Here is a 14,300-nt window from a genome sequence, read left to right as displayed (position 1 = left end):
TTCTCCAATATTCCTAGAAACGAAACTTAAACGCGACGTTTCTTAGGTGGACGACAACCGTTATGAGGGATTGGTGTCGCATCAACAATGTTAGTGATACGGAAACCAGCAGCGTTCAGTGCGCGAACAGTAGATTCACGACCTGGACCTGGACCCTTAACCATAACTTCCAAGTTCTTTAGGCCATATTCTTTAGCCATTTCACCACAACGCTCAGCTGCAACTTGTGCTGCGAACGGAGTAGATTTACGAGAACCACGGAAACCTGAACCACCTGCTGTAGCCCATGCAAGAGCGTTGCCTTGACGGTCAGTGATAGTTACGATTGTGTTGTTGAAAGAAGCATGAATGTGCGCTACGCCATCAGCTACTTGCTTGCGTACGCGCTTACGCGCGCGAGTTGGTTGTTTTGCCATTGTACTCTACCTTATCCGACTATTTCTTGATCGGCTTGCGCGGACCCTTACGGGTGCGAGCGTTGGTTTTAGTACGCTGTCCACGTAGTGGTAGACTGCGACGATGACGAAGACCGCGGTAACAGCCAAGGTCCATAAGACGCTTGATGTTCATCGATACTTCACGACGTAGATCACCTTCTACAGTGTACTTAGCTACACCATCACGCAGTTGATCGATCTGCTCTTCAGTTAGTTCACTGATCTTAGCATCTTCAGCAATACCCACTTCAGCTAGAATAGCTTGAGAGCGAGTTTTACCGATACCGTAGATTGCAGTAAGTGCAATTACAGAATGCTTGTGATCAGGAATGTTAATGCCGGCTATACGGGCCATTATTCACTCCTAAGGGGTTCATAAAAGAATTATCCGCAGCAAAGCCCGTTATGGATACGCTGCGGCATACTACTTCTTTTGCACGCAAAAGGTAGGCCGAGGAATATACTCGACTCTACCTTGTATTTCAAGTAAAAATTTCTGCTGATTAGCCTTGGCGTTGCTTATGCTTTGGCTCACTGCAAATCACGCGAACGACACCGTTACGCTTGATAACTTTACAGTTACGGCAGATTTTTTTAACGGAAGCACGAACTTTCATTGCTAAACTCCGTAAATGGAACTGAAATTATTACCACCGAATTAACGGCCGTAACCTTTCAGATTCGCTTTCTTTAACACAGAATCATACTGTTGTGACATCAGATGAGTCTGTACCTGTGCCATGAAATCCATGATAACTACCACTACGATTAGTAGTGAAGTGCCGCCGAAGTAGAAACGAACGTTCCACGCGACCATCATGAATTCAGGAATCAGACATATAAAAGTAATGTATAGAGCGCCCGCAAGGGTTAGTCTAGTCATCACTTTATCGATATATTTCGCTGTCTGCTCACCTGGGCGGATACCGGGTACGAATGCACCAGACTTCTTCAAGTTATCAGCTGTTTCACGTGGGTTAAACACCAACGCTGTATAGAAGAAACAGAAGAAGATTATAGCTGCTGCATAAAGCATTACATACAGAGGCTGACCTGGGCTAAGAGCTAATGACACGTCAGTTAACCAACCGAACGCGCTGCTTTCACCATTTTGACCAAACCACTGTGCTAATGTTCCTGGGAACAAAATAATGCTCGATGCGAAAATCGCTGGAATAACACCTGCCATATTAATTTTAAGAGGCAAGTGAGAGCTTTGTGCTGCAAAAACCTTACGACCTTGTTGACGTTTCGCATAGTTAACGACGATACGACGTTGACCACGTTCCATGAAAACTACGAAGTAGATAACAGCAAAAGACAATACAGCAATCAACAGCAGAAGAAGCACATGCAATTCACCTTGACGCGCTTGCTCGATTGTTTGACCGATTGCAGAAGGCAATCCAGCAACAATACCTGCAAAAATCAGAATGGAAATACCATTACCGATTCCTCGCTCAGTGATTTGTTCACCTAACCACATTAAGAACATGGTACCAGTTACTAAACTCACGGTAGCAATAAGCGTAAACATGGTTTGGTTGATAACAACCAGATTGTCGACCATGTTTGGTAAGCCCGTTGCAATACCAATAGCTTGGAATGTTGCAAGTACAAGCGTGCCGTAGCGTGTATATTGGCTTATCTTACGACGGCCTGCTTCACCCTCTTTCTTGAGTTCCGCTAACGCTGGATGAACTACAGTTAACAATTGGACTACGATCGATGCCGAAATGTACGGCATGATACCCAATGCTAATATAGATGCACGCTCAAGAGCACCACCGGAGAACATGTTAAACATTTCAACGATGGTACCTTTTTGCTGATCGAACAAATCGGCAAGTACAGCTGCGTCAATACCAGGGATCGGCACAAAAGAGCCGGCTCGGAATACTAAAAGTGCACCAATTACGAATAATAAGCGCGACTTTAGTTCACTTAAGCCGCTCTGAGCACTACGAAAATCTTGTCCTGGTTTCTTAGCCATCTGTACCTCGTTCCTCGAGATTATTCCTCGATTTTACCGCCTGCAGCTTCGATTGCAGCTTTAGCGCCTTTAGTCACGCGTAGACCTTTAACAGTCACAGCTTTGCTTAGGTCACCAGAAAGAACGATCTTAACGAATTCGATGTTCTTAGTGATAACGTTAGCAGCTTTAAGGCTGTTAAGATCAACTACGTCACCTGTTACTTTCGCTAGCTCAGCTAGACGAACTTCAGCAGACACTAGGCTCTTACGAGAAGTGAAACCGAATTTAGGTAGACGTTGTTTTAGAGGCATTTGACCGCCTTCAAAACCTGGACGAACAGAGCCGCCAGAACGTGACTTTTGACCTTTGTGACCGCGGCCACCTGTTTTACCAAGGCCAGAACCGATACCACGACCTACACGCTTCTTAGAAGGTTTAGAGCCAGCAGCCGGTGATAGAGTATTCAAACGCATTCTGATTACTCCTCAATCTTAACCATGTAGTAAACCTTGTTGATCATACCGCGTACGCACGGAGTATCTTCAAGTTCTACTGTATGGTTGATGCGACGAAGACCTAGACCTTTAAGACACGCTTTGTGCTTAGGTAGGCGACCAATTGAGCTTTTAGTTTGAGTTACTTTAATAGTTGCCATCGTGTGCTTACTCCGAAATAGATTCAACAGTTAGACCACGTTTAGCAGCAACCATTTCTGGTGACTTAACGTCTACTAGAGCACCAATCGTTGCACGAACGATGTTGATAGGGTTCGTAGAACCGTATGCTTTAGAAAGTACGTTATGTACGCCCGCAACTTCAAGTACAGCACGCATTGCACCACCGGCAATAACACCTGTACCTTCTGCAGCTGGCTGCATGTAAACTTTAGAGCCCGAATGACGACCTTTCACCGGGTGGTGAAGAGTGCCTTCGTTCAGCGCAACAGTAACCATGTTACGACGCGCTTTTTCCATTGCTTTTTGAATCGCAGCAGGTACTTCACGAGCTTTGCCGTAACCGAAACCTACACGACCATTACCGTCACCAACTACTGTTAGTGCAGTGAAGCTCATGATTCGACCACCTTTAACCGTCTTAGATACACGGTTAACAGCGATTAGCTTTTCTTGCAAATCATTAGCTTGTTGTTGTTCTTTAGCCATCTTCCAACCCTACCTTAGAATTTCAGACCAGCTTCGCGAGCAGATTCTGCTAGCGCCGCTACTCGACCGTGGTATTGGAAACCAGAACGATCGAATGCAACTGAAGCTACGCCTTTTTCAAGAGCGCGCTCAGCAACAGCTTTACCAACTGCTTTAGCTGCATCAACGTTACCAGTGTTCTTAACTTGCTCACGGATCGCTTTTTCTACAGTAGAAGCAGCTGCGATAACCTCAGAGCCGTTTGCCGCGATAACTTGTGCGTAAACATGGCGAGGAGTACGGTGTACTACCAGGCGAGTTGCACCAAGTTCTGCAATCTTACGACGTGCACGTGTAGCACGACGGATGCGAGATGCTTTCTTATCCATAGTGATACCTTACTTCTTCTTAGCTTCTTTAGTACGCACATTTTCATCTGCGTAACGAACACCTTTACCTTTGTAAGGCTCAGGAGCACGGTAAGAACGAATGTCAGCCGCAACTTGACCAACTAGCTGCTTGTCACAACCAGTTACAACGATCTCAGTTTGGCTAGGGCACTCAGCTTTAATACCTTCAGGTAGAGCGTGCTCTACTGGGTGAGAAAAACCAAGAGTTAGAGCTACAGAGTTGCCTTTCATAGCAGCACGGTAACCAACACCCTTTAGAGTTAGCTTCTTAGTGAAGCCCTCTGTAACACCCACAACCATGTTGTTAACTAGAGCGCGAGCTGTACCAGCTTGTGCCCATGCGTTAGCAACACCTTCTTTCGGACCGAAAGTTAGGTTGTTTTCTTCCTGTGCAATAACTACGGCGTTGTTAAGAACGCGAGTAAGCTCACCTTTGCTACCTTTTACAGTAACTTCTTGGCCGTTTAGTTTCACCTCTACGCCAGCTGGAATAGCGACAGGTGCTTTAGCAACACGAGACATAATCTACTCCTTATTAAGCTACGTAACAGATGATTTCACCGCCAAGACCTGCTTTACGAGCAGCACGGTCAGACATTAGACCCTTGGAAGTAGAAACAACTGCAATACCAAGACCGCCCATCACTGTTGGTAGAGAGTCTTTATTTTTATAAACTCTTAGACCAGGACGTGATACACGCTTGATTTGCTCGATTACAGGTTTAGCTTGGAAGTACTTAAGAGTAACTTCTAGCTCAGGTTTTGCTTCGCCTTCAACAGCGAAGTCTACGATGTAACCTTCAGCTTTTAGTAGTGCAGCAATTGCAACTTTAAGCTTTGAAGAAGGCATTTTTACAGCAACTTTGTTTGCTGCCTGACCGTTACGAACGCGGGTCAGCATATCCGAAATCGGATCTTGCATGCTCATAAGATTTACTCCAAATGATTAAGTGGCAATTACCAGCTAGCCTTACGAAGACCCGGAATCTCGCCTTTCATGCAAGCTTCACGAACCTTAATGCGGCTTAGACCGAATTTACGTAGGTAACCGTGTGGACGACCAGTTTGGTTGCAACGGTTACGCTGACGTGATGCACTTGAATCACGTGGAAGAGATTGCAGTTTAAGAACCGCATTCCAACGATCTTCTTCAGATGCGTTTACATCGCTAATGATAACTTTTAGCGCAGAACGCTTTTCAGCGAACTTAGCTACTAGTTTTGCACGTTTAGCTTCACGTGCTTTCATTGATTGTTTAGCCATAACAGTAACCCTACCCTTACTTACGGAATGGGAAGTTAAAGGCAGCCAGCAGAGCTCGGCCTTCCTCATCGGAACCCGCAGAAGTCGTGATAGTGATATCAAGACCGCGGACACGATCGACTTTATCGTAGTCGATTTCCGGAAAGATGATTTGCTCGCGAACGCCCATGCTGTAGTTACCGCGACCGTCGAAAGACTTAGCGCTAACACCACGGAAATCACGTACACGTGGAAGTGCGATAGAGATTAAACGCTCTAAAAATTCCCACATGCGCTCACCACGCAAGGTTACTTTACAACCAATTGGGTAGCCTTCACGAATTTTGAAACCAGCTACAGATTTACGCGCTTTAGTGATAAGTGGCTTTTGACCAGAGATCGTTGCCATATCAGCTGCTGCGTTTTCTAGCAGTTTCTTATCGTTGATTGCTTCACCAACGCCCATGTTTAGGGTGATTTTCTCAATCCTAGGGACTTGCATGACGCTTGTGTAGCTGAACTCTTTGGTAAGCTCAGCGACTACAGACGACTTGTAGTAATCATGCAGTTTCGCCATAGTAGAACTCCAAATTACTTCTAATTAGTTAGAAACAGTTTCGCCGTTAGATTTGAAGAAACGAACTTTCTTGCCATCTTCGATACGGAAACCGATACGGTCTGCTTTACCAGTAGCCGCGTTAAAAACTGCAACGTTAGAAGCGTCAATAGCTGCTTCTTGTTCAACGATGCCACCTTGTTGACCTAGAGCCGGAACCGGCTTTTGGTGTTTCTTAACAAGGTTGATGCCTTCAACGATAACTTTACCAGTTGTCAGAACCTTAGTTACTTTACCTTTCTTGCCTTTATCTTTACCAGCAAGAATGATTACTTCGTCATTACGACGGATTTTAGCTGCCATATTGCCGCTCCTTACAGAACTTCAGGTGCTAGTGATACAATCTTCATGAATTTCGCGTTACGAAGTTCACGAGTCACAGGACCAAAGATACGTGTGCCGACTGGTTGCTCAGTAGTGTCGTTTAACAATACACAAGCATTACTGTCGAAGCGAATGACAGAACCGTCTGGGCGACGAACGCCTTTACGGGTGCGCACTACTACCGCCTTCAGAACATCACCTTTTTTTACTTTACCGCGAGGAATTGCTTCCTTAACTGTAACTTTGATGATGTCACCGATATGTGCATAACGGCGGTGAGAGCCACCCAGAACCTTAATACACATTACCTTGCGCGCGCCAGAGTTATCTGCTGCGTCAAGTGTACTTTGCATCTGGATCATTGTTAGTGCTCCGCTAAATATTAAAACTAGACCCTCTCGGGTCGGGCTGCCTCTTTAAAAGGGACGCGAATTGTACCACCCTTTTTTTAAATTGGGTAGACAAAAAACAAGCGGCCCCAAAAATAATTTGGAGCCGCTTATAAGTTATAGAATTACAAAGATTAAATCTTCGCTTTTTCTAGAACTTTAACCAATGTCCAAGACTTAGTCTTAGACAGAGGACGACACTCAGCGATTTCAACTTTGTCGCCTAGGCCACAAGTGTTGTCTTCGTCGTGTGCGTGTACTTTAGTCGTGCGTTTAACGTATTTACCGTAAATTGGGTGTTTTACAGTACGCTCGATAGCAACAACGATAGACTTGTCCATCTTGTCACTTACTACACGGCCTTGCTGGATGCGGTTAGTTTCGCTCATTATGCGCCTGCCTTTTCAGTCAAAACAGTTTTCACACGTGCGATATCACGGCGTACAGCTTTTAGAGTATGAGTTTGCTGAAGCTGACCAGTTGCAGCTTGCATGCGCAAGTTGAACTGTTCACGTAGCAAATTCAATAGCTCAGCGTTAAGCTCTTCAACGTTCTTTTCGCGTAGATCTTGTGCTTTCATCACATCACCTGCTTAGTTACAAAAGTAGTTTTAACAGGCAGTTTACGTGCCGCTAGGCGGAACGCTTCACGTGCCAACTCTTCAGGTACGCCATTCATTTCGTACATAACTTTGCCAGGTTGGATTTGAGCAACCCAGTACGCTACTGAACCTTTACCTTTACCTTGACGAACTTCAAGAGGCTTTTCAGTAATCGGTTTGTCTGGGAATACACGGATCCAGATTTGACCTTGACGCTTAATGTGACGTGTCATAGCACGACGTGCCGCTTCGATTTGACGTGCAGTCAGACGACCACGGCCAACAGCTTTAAGACCGAATTCGCCGAAGCTTACTTCAGTACCTTTAGCTAGACCACGGTTACGACCAGTCATAACCTTGCGGAACTTAGTACGTTTTGGTTGTAGCATCGTTCGACTCCTTACTTACGGCCTTTACGCTGCTTCTTAGGCTTATCGCCTTTAGGCTCTACTGCGTTAGCAGCTGGCATACCGCCTAGAATCTCACCTTTGAAGATCCAAACTTTAATGCCGATCACACCGTATTGAGTGTGAGCCGAAGAAGTTGCGTAATCAATGTCTGCACGTAGAGTGTGTAGAGGCACACGGCCTTCACGGTACCACTCAGAACGTGCGATTTCAGCGCCGCCTAGACGACCACTTACTTCCACTTTGATACCTTTAGCGCCTAGACGCATTGCGTTTTGTACTGCGCGCTTCATAGCACGACGGAACATAACACGACGCTCTAGTTGAGACGCGATGCTATCAGCTACAAGCTGACCATCTAACTCAGGCTTACGTACTTCAGCGATATTGATTTGCGCTGGTACACCTGCGATTTTAGCTACAGCTGCGCGTAGCTTCTCTACGTCTTCACCTTTCTTACCGATAACAACGCCAGGACGAGCAGTGTGAATAGTCACACGGATGCTCTTAGCTGGACGCTCGATAACGATACGAGATAGTGATGCTTTTTGTAGTTCCTTTGTAAGGAACTGACGTACCTTGAAGTCGCCGTCTAGGTTGTCAGCGAAATCTTTGGTATTAGCAAACCATGTAGCATTCCAAGGCTTAACGATGCCAAGACGAATACCATTAGGATGTACTTTCTGACCCATTGCTTACTCTCCTAGTCTTTAGCGATCTGCTACAACAATAGTGATGTGGCTTGAACGCTTCAAGATACGATCCGCACGACCTTTAGCACGAGGCATAATACGCTTCATGATAGGGCCCTCATCTACGAAGATTTTAGCGACATTTAGATCGTCGATATCTGCACCTTCGTTATGTTCCGCGTTAGCGATAGCTGACTCAAGAACCTTCTTAACCAATACAGCAGCTTTTTTGTTGCTGAAAGTTAGAATTTCAAGAGCTTGGTCTACCGACTTACCGCGAATTTGGTCTGCAACTAAGCGAGCTTTCTGTGGAGAAATACGAGCAAAGTTATGTTTAGCTAAAGCTTCCATCATCTACTCCTTACTTCTTCTTAGCTTTCTTATCTGCAGCATGACCGCGATAAGTACGAGTTGGTGCAAATTCGCCCAGTTTGTGACCGATCATTTCTTCGGTAACGAAAACTGGAACGTGCTGACGACCATTATGGACAGCGATGGTCAAACCAATCATTGTTGGGATGATCATTGAGCGACGGGACCAAGTCTTAATAGGCTTTTTGTCTCCGCTTTCCACCGCTTTCTCTACCTTCTTCAGCAAGTGTAGGTCAATAAAAGGACCTTTCTTGAGAGAACGTGGCATGGCGATTCCTCTTTATAAATTATTTAGTGCGACGACGTACGATGTACTTGTCAGTGCGCTTGTTCTTACGAGTCTTGAAGCCCTTAGTAGGAACGCCCCAAGGAGAAACTGGGTGACGACCACCAGATGTGCGGCCTTCACCACCACCGTGTGGGTGATCCACCGGGTTCATTACTACACCACGTACGGTTGGACGTACGCCGCGCCAGCGTGAAGCACCAGCTTTACCAAGTTCACGTAGCATATGCTCAGAGTTACCAACTTCACCGATCGTTGCACGACCTTCAGAAAGTACTTTGCGCATTTCACCAGAACGTAGACGGATAGTGATGTATGCACCGTCGCGAGCAACGATTTGAGCATAAGCACCAGCCGAACGAGCTAGTTGAGCACCTTTACCAGGCTTAAGTTCAACACAGTGTACAGTAGAACCTACTGGGATGTTACGCATCGGCAGAGTGTTACCTGCTTTGATTGGCGCATCAACACCAGATTGGATCTGGTCACCTGCTTGAACACCTTTTGGTGCAATGATGTAACGACGCTCACCGTCTGCGTACAGAACTAGAGCGATGTTAGCGCTACGGTTTGGATCGTATTCTAGACGCTCAACTTTCGCTGGGATGCCATCTTTAGTACGTTTGAAGTCAATTACACGGTAGTGGTGCTTGTGACCACCGCCGATGTGACGTACTGTGATACGACCGTTGTTGTTACGACCACCGTTCTTAGAGTTTTTCTCTAGAAGAGGTGCGTATGGCTTACCCTTGTGTAGGTCAGCGTTAACAACTTTAACGACGTGACGACGACCAGGGGAAGTCGGCTTACATTTAACAATAGCCATTTTTAACTACTCCTGTTATTCCGCGCCGCCAACGAAGTCAAGATCTTGACCTTCTTTCAAAGTAACGTAGGCTTTCTTAACGTCTGAACGACGGCCTTCACGCATACCTTGACGTTTGGTCTTACCCTTTTGAACAAGAGTATTTACAGACTTAACTTCAACTTCAAATAGCTTTTCTACAGCTGCTTTGATCTCTTTCTTAGTTGCATCTTTAGCTACTTTGAAAACGATAGTGTTCGCTTTCTCAGCTGCCATAGTTGCTTTTTCAGAGATGTGCGGAGCACGTAGAACTTTTAAGATACGCTCTTCAGTGATCATGCTAGCATCTCCTCAACTTGCTTAACTGCGTCAGCAGTCATTAGAACCTTGTCGAATGCAATTAGAGATACTGGATCAACACCAGCAACGTCACGTGCGTCAACTTTGTATAGGTTACGAGCAGCTAAGAATAGATTTTCATCTACTTCGCCAGTTACAATCAGAACGTCGCTTAGCTCAAGCTCTTTAAGCTTAGCTACAAGTTCTTTTGTTTTTGGTGCTTCTACTGAGAAGTTATCAACAACGATTAGACGCTCTTGACGAACAAGCTCAGAAAGAATGCTCTTCATAGCACCGCGGTACATTTTCTTGTTTACTTTTTGGCTGTGATCTTGTGGTTTCGCAGCAAAAGTAACACCACCTGTACGCCAGATTGGGCTACGAATTGTACCAGCACGTGCGCGGCCAGTACCTTTTTGACGCCATGGCTTAGCGCCACCGCCAGATACTTCAGAACGAGTCTTTTGAGCACGAGTACCTTGACGAGCACCTGCTGCATATGCAACAACTACTTGGTGTACAAGAGCTTCGTTGAAGTCACGTCCGAAAGTAGTCTCGGAAACAGTTAGTGCATCAGCACCTTTAACCATCAATTCCATTACTTACTCCTAGACGTTATGCTTTAACAGCAGGTTTTACGATCACGTTGCCGCCTGTTGAGCCTGGTACTGCACCTTTAATAAGAAGCAGATTGCGCTCAGCGTCAACACGTACGATCTCTAGGTTTTGAGTCGTTACACGCTCAGCACCCATGTGACCTGCCATTTTCTTGCCTTTAAACACGCGACCTGGAGTTTGACATTGGCCAATTGAACCCGGTGCACGGTGAGACAAAGAGTTACCGTGAGTCATATCTTGAGTAGAGAAGTTCCAACGCTTAACAGCGCCTTGGAAGCCTTTACCTTTAGATGTACCAGTAACGTCTACTTTTTTAATTTCGTTGAAAAGTTCTACGTTTAGCTCAGCGCCAACTTCAAACTCTTCGCCGTTTTCTAAACGGAATTCCCAAAGACCGCGACCTGCTTCTACACCCGCTTTCGCGAAGTGACCAGCTTCAGGTTTAGTTACACGGTTAGCTTTCTTAGCACCAGTAGTTACTTGGATTGCTGCGTAGCCGTCGTTCTCTAGAGTTTTAACTTGAGAAATACGGTTCGCTTCAACCTCAACAACAGTTACTGGGATAGAAACGCCTTCTTCAGTAAATACGCGGGTCATACCCACTTTACGTCCGACTAGACCAATCATTATTCTTATCTCCCTTAACCTAGGCTGATTTGAACATCAACGCCAGCTGCAAGATCAAGACGCATTAGAGCATCAACAGTTTTATCTGTTGGCTCAACGATGTCGATCAAACGCTTGTGAGTACGGATTTCGTACTGGTCACGTGCATCTTTGTTGACGTGTGGAGAGGTAAGAACAGTGAAACGCTCTTTACGAGTAGGTAGTGGGATAGGACCACGAACCTGTGCGCCAGTACGTTTTGCTGTTTCAACGATTTCCGCAGTTGAAGCATCGATTAGCTTGTAATCAAACGCTTTAAGGCGGATACGAATACGTTGGTTCTGCATGAGACAGAGCTCCAATTATTAAAAATTACACAAACAATATCGCCACTCAAACTCGATAAAACGAGAGAATGCCGATTGATTTATGTGAAACCGTAGCATCCAAAATTAGGACGCATTGTCAGTTAACTTTTGAAGTAAAGACAAGCCTTACTATTTTTATTAACCGCGAACATAAGCTGAGTATACATTACTAGGTAAAACCTACTCCTCAGTGCTCATTGGTTCACAACCAGCTTAAGCTAGTGCGGTGCATTATACAGATCACACTTTAACTTGCAAGCTGTGTTTGAAAAATAATCGCAAAATCTAGTGGAAGGGGGGATTGGAGAATTTTTCATTCTTGGTAGTGCCCTACCGACTAAAAAAGAAAAGCAAGGTAGCCGCTAGGATGCGCCTGAGCAGCTACCCTTGTTATTGGTACTTTTTAGCCTTCGTCTTCATCGACATATTGAGCTTGTAGGTAATTTTGAATACCCGTCATTTTGATGAGGCCGAGTTGGGTTTCTAACCAATCGACATGTTCTTCTTCATCTTCCAAAATCTCAAGGAACAGATCTCGTGACACATAATCGTGAATGTCTTCAGCATAAGCGATGGCGTTTTTCAGATCCGGAATGGCTTCCATCTCTAATGACAAGTCGCACTCCAGCATTTCCTGAGTATCTTCGCCGATTTTAAGTTTGCCTAGATCTTGCAGATTGGGGAGCCCTTCGAGAAACAAGATTCGTTCAATCAGATGGTCGGCATGTTTCATTTCGTCGATGGATTCATGATATTCCTTGTCGGCGAGATGCTTTAAACCCCAGTCTTTATACATGCGCGCATGCAAGAAATACTGATTTATTGCGACAAGTTCATTACCAAGAATTTTATTGAGATGTTGAATGATGATTGGATCGCCTTTCATGACATAGCCCTCCTCTTTGGCTCTTCTAACTGTAGAACCAAATCGAGAAGTGTCAAAAAAGCTACTGCCCTTTGAGCAGAACTAGCTTGCCTGTTTGAACAGGTCTTTCGCGGTGTCGTTAATGACTTCTTTTGCTGAACGTACACACTTGCCGCATTGACTGCCAAGTGCTGTACACTTTTTAATTCCTTTTATGTCAGTAATGCCCTCTTCTAATACCAACTTGCGGATTTTCTTGTCCGAGACCCCATGGCATAAACAAACGTACATAGTAAAACCTAACCCCTTAACTTGAGGTTAAATATAAAAAGGAATCATTCTTATTACCAGTCAAAAATTGCCGTATATTTATATCGATTGGTTATAGTGTTTCGTCGAAAAGAGAGTTTAACGGGCTTTGGAGAGGAGAGAGTTTAGGTGGGCAGCTTAAGCCGCTAAGTAAATAACTGTATTTACATCGGAATATAGACTGCGGATATTACGAGTTGCGAATTTTCCTTATAACCAAAATAAAAAAGGGAAGCCGAAGCTCCCCTTTTTTTGATGCGTGCTCTTCTAATGAAGAGTGTGCAAAAATCTAAATGCTATTAAGCGAAGATTTTAGCTACAACACCAGCACCTACAGTACGGCCACCTTCACGGATAGCGAAACGTAGGCCTTCGTCCATTGCGATTGGAGCGATTAGCTCAACAGTCATTTGAACGTTGTCACCTGGCATTACCATTTCTACGCCTTCTGGTAGAGTGATGTCGCCTGTTACGTCAGTTGTACGGAAGTAGAACTGTGGACGGTAACCTTTGAAGAAAGGAGTGTGACGGCCGCCTTCGTCTTTAGAAAGTACGTATACTTCAGACTCGAACTTAGTGTGTGGGTTGATAGAACCTTTAGCAGATAGTACTTGGCCACGTTCAACTTCGTCACGCTTAGTACCACGTAGAAGTGCACCAACGTTCTCACCTGCACGACCTTCGTCAAGCAGTTTACGGAACATTTCAACACCAGTACAAGTAGTAAGAGTAGTCTCTTTGATACCAACGATTTCTACTTCGTCACCTACACGTAGGATACCACGCTCGATACGACCAGTTACAACAGTACCACGACCTTGGATCGAGAATACGTCTTCGATTGGTAGTAGGAACGGTTGGTCAACTGCACGCTCTGGCTCAGGGATGTAAGAATCTAGTGCTTCTGCAAGCTCAACGATCTTGTCTTCCCACTGCTTCTCGCCGTTTAGTGCGCCAAGTGCAGAACCTTGGATAACTGGTAGGTCATCACCTGGGAAGTCGTACTCAGAAAGAAGTTCACGAACTTCCATTTCTACTAGCTCAAGTAGCTCTTCGTCATCAACCATGTCACATTTGTTCATGAATACGATGATGTAAGGGATACCAACTTGACGACCAAGTAGGATGTGCTCACGAGTTTGAGGCATTGGGCCGTCAGTCGCAGCAACAACTAGGATACCACCGTCCATTTGCGCAGCACCAGTGATCATGTTTTTAACATAATCCGCGTGTCCTGGGCAGTCTACGTGTGCGTAGTGACGTGATGGAGTGTCGTACTCAACGTGAGAAGTAGCGATTGTGATACCGCGCTCACGCTCTTCTGGAGCGTTATCGATAGATGCGAAATCTTTAGCAACACCACCGTACACTTTTGCAAGTGTAGTACAGATAGCAGCAGTTAGAGTTGTTTTACCGTGGTCAACGTGGCCGATAGTACCAACGTTTACGTGCGGTTTCGTACGTTCAAATTTTTCTTTAGACACAATCGTGTTCCTT

28 protein-coding genes are annotated in these 14,300 nt (G+C 45.2%); all 28 read right to left on the bottom strand.

All coding sequences use genetic code 11. From position 1 onward, the window contains the following. Nucleotides 1-26: 26 nt before the first annotated feature. Entirely contained in the window at nt 27-416 is a 390-nt protein-coding gene (rpsK, locus tag OH460_RS11345; RefSeq protein ID WP_004738778.1) for a 30S ribosomal protein S11, read from the bottom strand. A 19-nt stretch (nt 417-435) separates the two neighbouring features. After that, on the bottom strand, nt 436-792 hold the full coding sequence (gene rpsM, locus OH460_RS11340) for a 30S ribosomal protein S13 (RefSeq protein WP_004738779.1): 357 nt from the start codon (nt 790-792) through the stop codon (nt 436-438). A gap of 148 nt (nt 793-940) precedes the next feature. Continuing rightward, complete coding sequence (gene rpmJ, locus OH460_RS11335; protein WP_000868186.1) at nt 941-1,054, bottom strand: 50S ribosomal protein L36; 114 nt, start codon at nt 1,052-1,054, stop codon at nt 941-943. Nucleotides 1,055-1,095: 41 nt separating this feature from the next. Beyond that, nucleotides 1,096-2,430: a preprotein translocase subunit SecY gene (gene secY, locus OH460_RS11330; protein ID WP_004738781.1), complete on the bottom strand. Its 1,335-nt coding sequence runs from the start codon at nt 2,428-2,430 to the stop codon at nt 1,096-1,098. A 20-nt stretch (nt 2,431-2,450) separates the two neighbouring features. Beyond that, nucleotides 2,451-2,885 (bottom strand): 50S ribosomal protein L15, encoded by a 435-nt coding sequence (gene rplO, locus OH460_RS11325; RefSeq protein WP_004736758.1) that lies wholly within the window; start codon nt 2,883-2,885, stop codon nt 2,451-2,453. 5 nt (nt 2,886-2,890) lie between these two features. Continuing rightward, nucleotides 2,891-3,067, bottom strand: coding sequence for a 50S ribosomal protein L30 (rpmD, locus tag OH460_RS11320; RefSeq protein WP_004736756.1), 177 nt, complete (start codon nt 3,065-3,067; stop codon nt 2,891-2,893). A 7-nt stretch (nt 3,068-3,074) separates the two neighbouring features. Next, on the bottom strand, nt 3,075-3,575 hold the full coding sequence (gene rpsE / locus OH460_RS11315) for a 30S ribosomal protein S5 (RefSeq protein ID WP_004738783.1): 501 nt from the start codon (nt 3,573-3,575) through the stop codon (nt 3,075-3,077). Between the two features lie 14 nt (nt 3,576-3,589). After that, a complete protein-coding gene (rplR, locus tag OH460_RS11310) occupies nt 3,590-3,943 on the bottom strand; it encodes a 50S ribosomal protein L18 (protein ID WP_004738784.1) in 354 nt (117 codons plus the stop codon). Between the two features lie 9 nt (nt 3,944-3,952). Then, nucleotides 3,953-4,486, bottom strand: coding sequence for a 50S ribosomal protein L6 (gene rplF / locus OH460_RS11305; RefSeq protein ID WP_004738786.1), 534 nt, complete (start codon nt 4,484-4,486; stop codon nt 3,953-3,955). A 13-nt stretch (nt 4,487-4,499) separates the two neighbouring features. Beyond that, nucleotides 4,500-4,892, bottom strand: a complete 393-nt coding sequence (gene rpsH / locus OH460_RS11300; protein ID WP_004738788.1) for a 30S ribosomal protein S8 — start codon at nt 4,890-4,892, stop codon at nt 4,500-4,502. Between the two features lie 29 nt (nt 4,893-4,921). Beyond that, a complete protein-coding gene (gene rpsN, locus OH460_RS11295) occupies nt 4,922-5,227 on the bottom strand; it encodes a 30S ribosomal protein S14 (protein ID WP_004738789.1) in 306 nt (101 codons plus the stop codon). Between the two features lie 16 nt (nt 5,228-5,243). Further along, the gene (gene rplE, locus OH460_RS11290; protein WP_004738790.1) at nt 5,244-5,783 is read right to left on the bottom strand and encodes a 50S ribosomal protein L5; all 540 of its coding nucleotides are present in this window, start codon (nt 5,781-5,783) and stop codon (nt 5,244-5,246) included. 24 nt (nt 5,784-5,807) lie between these two features. Further along, the gene (rplX, locus tag OH460_RS11285; RefSeq protein WP_004738792.1) at nt 5,808-6,125 is read right to left on the bottom strand and encodes a 50S ribosomal protein L24; all 318 of its coding nucleotides are present in this window, start codon (nt 6,123-6,125) and stop codon (nt 5,808-5,810) included. Between the two features lie 11 nt (nt 6,126-6,136). Then, complete coding sequence (gene rplN / locus OH460_RS11280; protein WP_004738793.1) at nt 6,137-6,508, bottom strand: 50S ribosomal protein L14; 372 nt, start codon at nt 6,506-6,508, stop codon at nt 6,137-6,139. Between the two features lie 161 nt (nt 6,509-6,669). Further along, the gene (gene rpsQ / locus OH460_RS11275) at nt 6,670-6,924 is read right to left on the bottom strand and encodes a 30S ribosomal protein S17 (RefSeq protein ID WP_004738796.1); all 255 of its coding nucleotides are present in this window, start codon (nt 6,922-6,924) and stop codon (nt 6,670-6,672) included. After that, entirely contained in the window at nt 6,924-7,115 is a 192-nt protein-coding gene (gene rpmC / locus OH460_RS11270; RefSeq protein ID WP_004736737.1) for a 50S ribosomal protein L29, read from the bottom strand. Before rpmC ends, rpsQ begins: the two co-directional genes overlap by 1 nt. Further along, nucleotides 7,115-7,525 carry a 50S ribosomal protein L16 gene (gene rplP, locus OH460_RS11265; RefSeq protein WP_004736736.1) on the bottom strand — a complete coding sequence of 137 codons (411 nt, stop codon included), beginning with the start codon at nt 7,523-7,525 and terminating at the stop codon, nt 7,115-7,117. Before rplP ends, rpmC begins: the two co-directional genes overlap by 1 nt. A gap of 11 nt (nt 7,526-7,536) precedes the next feature. After that, complete coding sequence (gene rpsC / locus OH460_RS11260) at nt 7,537-8,235, bottom strand: 30S ribosomal protein S3 (protein WP_004738797.1); 699 nt, start codon at nt 8,233-8,235, stop codon at nt 7,537-7,539. A gap of 18 nt (nt 8,236-8,253) precedes the next feature. Then, nucleotides 8,254-8,586: a 50S ribosomal protein L22 gene (rplV, locus tag OH460_RS11255; RefSeq protein ID WP_004736732.1), complete on the bottom strand. Its 333-nt coding sequence runs from the start codon at nt 8,584-8,586 to the stop codon at nt 8,254-8,256. Nucleotides 8,587-8,596: 10 nt separating this feature from the next. Beyond that, a complete protein-coding gene (gene rpsS, locus OH460_RS11250; protein WP_004736729.1) occupies nt 8,597-8,875 on the bottom strand; it encodes a 30S ribosomal protein S19 in 279 nt (92 codons plus the stop codon). 19 nt (nt 8,876-8,894) lie between these two features. Further along, complete coding sequence (rplB, locus tag OH460_RS11245; RefSeq protein WP_061033928.1) at nt 8,895-9,719, bottom strand: 50S ribosomal protein L2; 825 nt, start codon at nt 9,717-9,719, stop codon at nt 8,895-8,897. 15 nt (nt 9,720-9,734) lie between these two features. Beyond that, nucleotides 9,735-10,037, bottom strand: a complete 303-nt coding sequence (gene rplW / locus OH460_RS11240) for a 50S ribosomal protein L23 (protein ID WP_004738802.1) — start codon at nt 10,035-10,037, stop codon at nt 9,735-9,737. Continuing rightward, a complete protein-coding gene (gene rplD, locus OH460_RS11235) occupies nt 10,034-10,636 on the bottom strand; it encodes a 50S ribosomal protein L4 (protein ID WP_004738803.1) in 603 nt (200 codons plus the stop codon). The genes rplW and rplD overlap by 4 nt, the downstream gene beginning before the upstream one ends. A gap of 16 nt (nt 10,637-10,652) precedes the next feature. After that, a complete protein-coding gene (gene rplC / locus OH460_RS11230) occupies nt 10,653-11,282 on the bottom strand; it encodes a 50S ribosomal protein L3 (RefSeq protein WP_004738804.1) in 630 nt (209 codons plus the stop codon). Nucleotides 11,283-11,296: 14 nt separating this feature from the next. Further along, the gene (gene rpsJ / locus OH460_RS11225; RefSeq protein ID WP_004736761.1) at nt 11,297-11,608 is read right to left on the bottom strand and encodes a 30S ribosomal protein S10; all 312 of its coding nucleotides are present in this window, start codon (nt 11,606-11,608) and stop codon (nt 11,297-11,299) included. Between the two features lie 424 nt (nt 11,609-12,032). Then, nucleotides 12,033-12,515 carry a bacterioferritin gene (gene bfr, locus OH460_RS11220; protein ID WP_061033929.1) on the bottom strand — a complete coding sequence of 161 codons (483 nt, stop codon included), beginning with the start codon at nt 12,513-12,515 and terminating at the stop codon, nt 12,033-12,035. 81 nt (nt 12,516-12,596) lie between these two features. Next, on the bottom strand, nt 12,597-12,785 hold the full coding sequence (locus tag OH460_RS11215; RefSeq protein ID WP_061033930.1) for a (2Fe-2S)-binding protein: 189 nt from the start codon (nt 12,783-12,785) through the stop codon (nt 12,597-12,599). A gap of 317 nt (nt 12,786-13,102) precedes the next feature. Continuing rightward, nucleotides 13,103-14,287 (bottom strand): elongation factor Tu, encoded by a 1,185-nt coding sequence (gene tuf / locus OH460_RS11210; RefSeq protein ID WP_105057636.1) that lies wholly within the window; start codon nt 14,285-14,287, stop codon nt 13,103-13,105. Nucleotides 14,288-14,300: the final 13 nt, after the last annotated feature.

The organism is Vibrio sp. Makdt (genome assembly GCF_027587015.1).
Taxonomy (GTDB): domain Bacteria; phylum Pseudomonadota; class Gammaproteobacteria; order Enterobacterales; family Vibrionaceae; genus Vibrio; species Vibrio chagasii_B.
This window is presented reverse-complemented; position numbering and strand designations above follow the sequence as displayed.

Bases quoted from the DNA above. Each gene is read 5' to 3' on its own strand.
- OH460_RS11215 (WP_061033930.1), bottom strand. From the start codon at position 12,785: ATGTACGTTTGTTTATGCCATGGGGTCTCGGACAAGAAAATCCGCAAG.
- rpsQ (WP_004738796.1), bottom strand. From the start codon at position 6,924: ATGAGCGAAACTAACCGCATCCAGCAAGGCCGTGTAGTAAGTGACAAG.
- rpsS (WP_004736729.1), bottom strand. From the start codon at position 8,875: ATGCCACGTTCTCTCAAGAAAGGTCCTTTTATTGACCTACACTTGCTG.
- rpsE (WP_004738783.1), bottom strand. From the start codon at position 3,575: ATGGCTAAAGAACAACAACAAGCTAATGATTTGCAAGAAAAGCTAATC.
- rpsN (WP_004738789.1), bottom strand. From the start codon at position 5,227: ATGGCTAAACAATCAATGAAAGCACGTGAAGCTAAACGTGCAAAACTA.
- rplV (WP_004736732.1), bottom strand. From the start codon at position 8,586: ATGGAAGCTTTAGCTAAACATAACTTTGCTCGTATTTCTCCACAGAAA.
- bfr (WP_061033929.1), bottom strand. From the start codon at position 12,515: ATGAAAGGCGATCCAATCATCATTCAACATCTCAATAAAATTCTTGGT.
- rplE (WP_004738790.1), bottom strand. From the start codon at position 5,783: ATGGCGAAACTGCATGATTACTACAAGTCGTCTGTAGTCGCTGAGCTT.
- rpmC (WP_004736737.1), bottom strand. From the start codon at position 7,115: ATGAAAGCACAAGATCTACGCGAAAAGAACGTTGAAGAGCTTAACGCT.
- rplC (WP_004738804.1), bottom strand. From the start codon at position 11,282: ATGATTGGTCTAGTCGGACGTAAAGTGGGTATGACCCGCGTATTTACT.
- rplF (WP_004738786.1), bottom strand. From the start codon at position 4,486: ATGTCTCGTGTTGCTAAAGCACCTGTCGCTATTCCAGCTGGCGTAGAG.
- secY (WP_004738781.1), bottom strand. From the start codon at position 2,430: ATGGCTAAGAAACCAGGACAAGATTTTCGTAGTGCTCAGAGCGGCTTA.
- rplO (WP_004736758.1), bottom strand. From the start codon at position 2,885: ATGCGTTTGAATACTCTATCACCGGCTGCTGGCTCTAAACCTTCTAAG.
- rpmJ (WP_000868186.1), bottom strand. From the start codon at position 1,054: ATGAAAGTTCGTGCTTCCGTTAAAAAAATCTGCCGTAACTGTAAAGTT.
- rpsH (WP_004738788.1), bottom strand. From the start codon at position 4,892: ATGAGCATGCAAGATCCGATTTCGGATATGCTGACCCGCGTTCGTAAC.
- rplD (WP_004738803.1), bottom strand. From the start codon at position 10,636: ATGGAATTGATGGTTAAAGGTGCTGATGCACTAACTGTTTCCGAGACT.
- rplR (WP_004738784.1), bottom strand. From the start codon at position 3,943: ATGGATAAGAAAGCATCTCGCATCCGTCGTGCTACACGTGCACGTCGT.
- rpsC (WP_004738797.1), bottom strand. From the start codon at position 8,235: ATGGGTCAGAAAGTACATCCTAATGGTATTCGTCTTGGCATCGTTAAG.
- rpsJ (WP_004736761.1), bottom strand. From the start codon at position 11,608: ATGCAGAACCAACGTATTCGTATCCGCCTTAAAGCGTTTGATTACAAG.
- rpsK (WP_004738778.1), bottom strand. From the start codon at position 416: ATGGCAAAACAACCAACTCGCGCGCGTAAGCGCGTACGCAAGCAAGTA.
- rpmD (WP_004736756.1), bottom strand. From the start codon at position 3,067: ATGGCAACTATTAAAGTAACTCAAACTAAAAGCTCAATTGGTCGCCTA.
- rplP (WP_004736736.1), bottom strand. From the start codon at position 7,525: ATGCTACAACCAAAACGTACTAAGTTCCGCAAGGTTATGACTGGTCGT.
- rplW (WP_004738802.1), bottom strand. From the start codon at position 10,037: ATGATCACTGAAGAGCGTATCTTAAAAGTTCTACGTGCTCCGCACATC.
- rplN (WP_004738793.1), bottom strand. From the start codon at position 6,508: ATGATCCAGATGCAAAGTACACTTGACGCAGCAGATAACTCTGGCGCG.
- rpsM (WP_004738779.1), bottom strand. From the start codon at position 792: ATGGCCCGTATAGCCGGCATTAACATTCCTGATCACAAGCATTCTGTA.
- rplB (WP_061033928.1), bottom strand. From the start codon at position 9,719: ATGGCTATTGTTAAATGTAAGCCGACTTCCCCTGGTCGTCGTCACGTC.
- rplX (WP_004738792.1), bottom strand. From the start codon at position 6,125: ATGGCAGCTAAAATCCGTCGTAATGACGAAGTAATCATTCTTGCTGGT.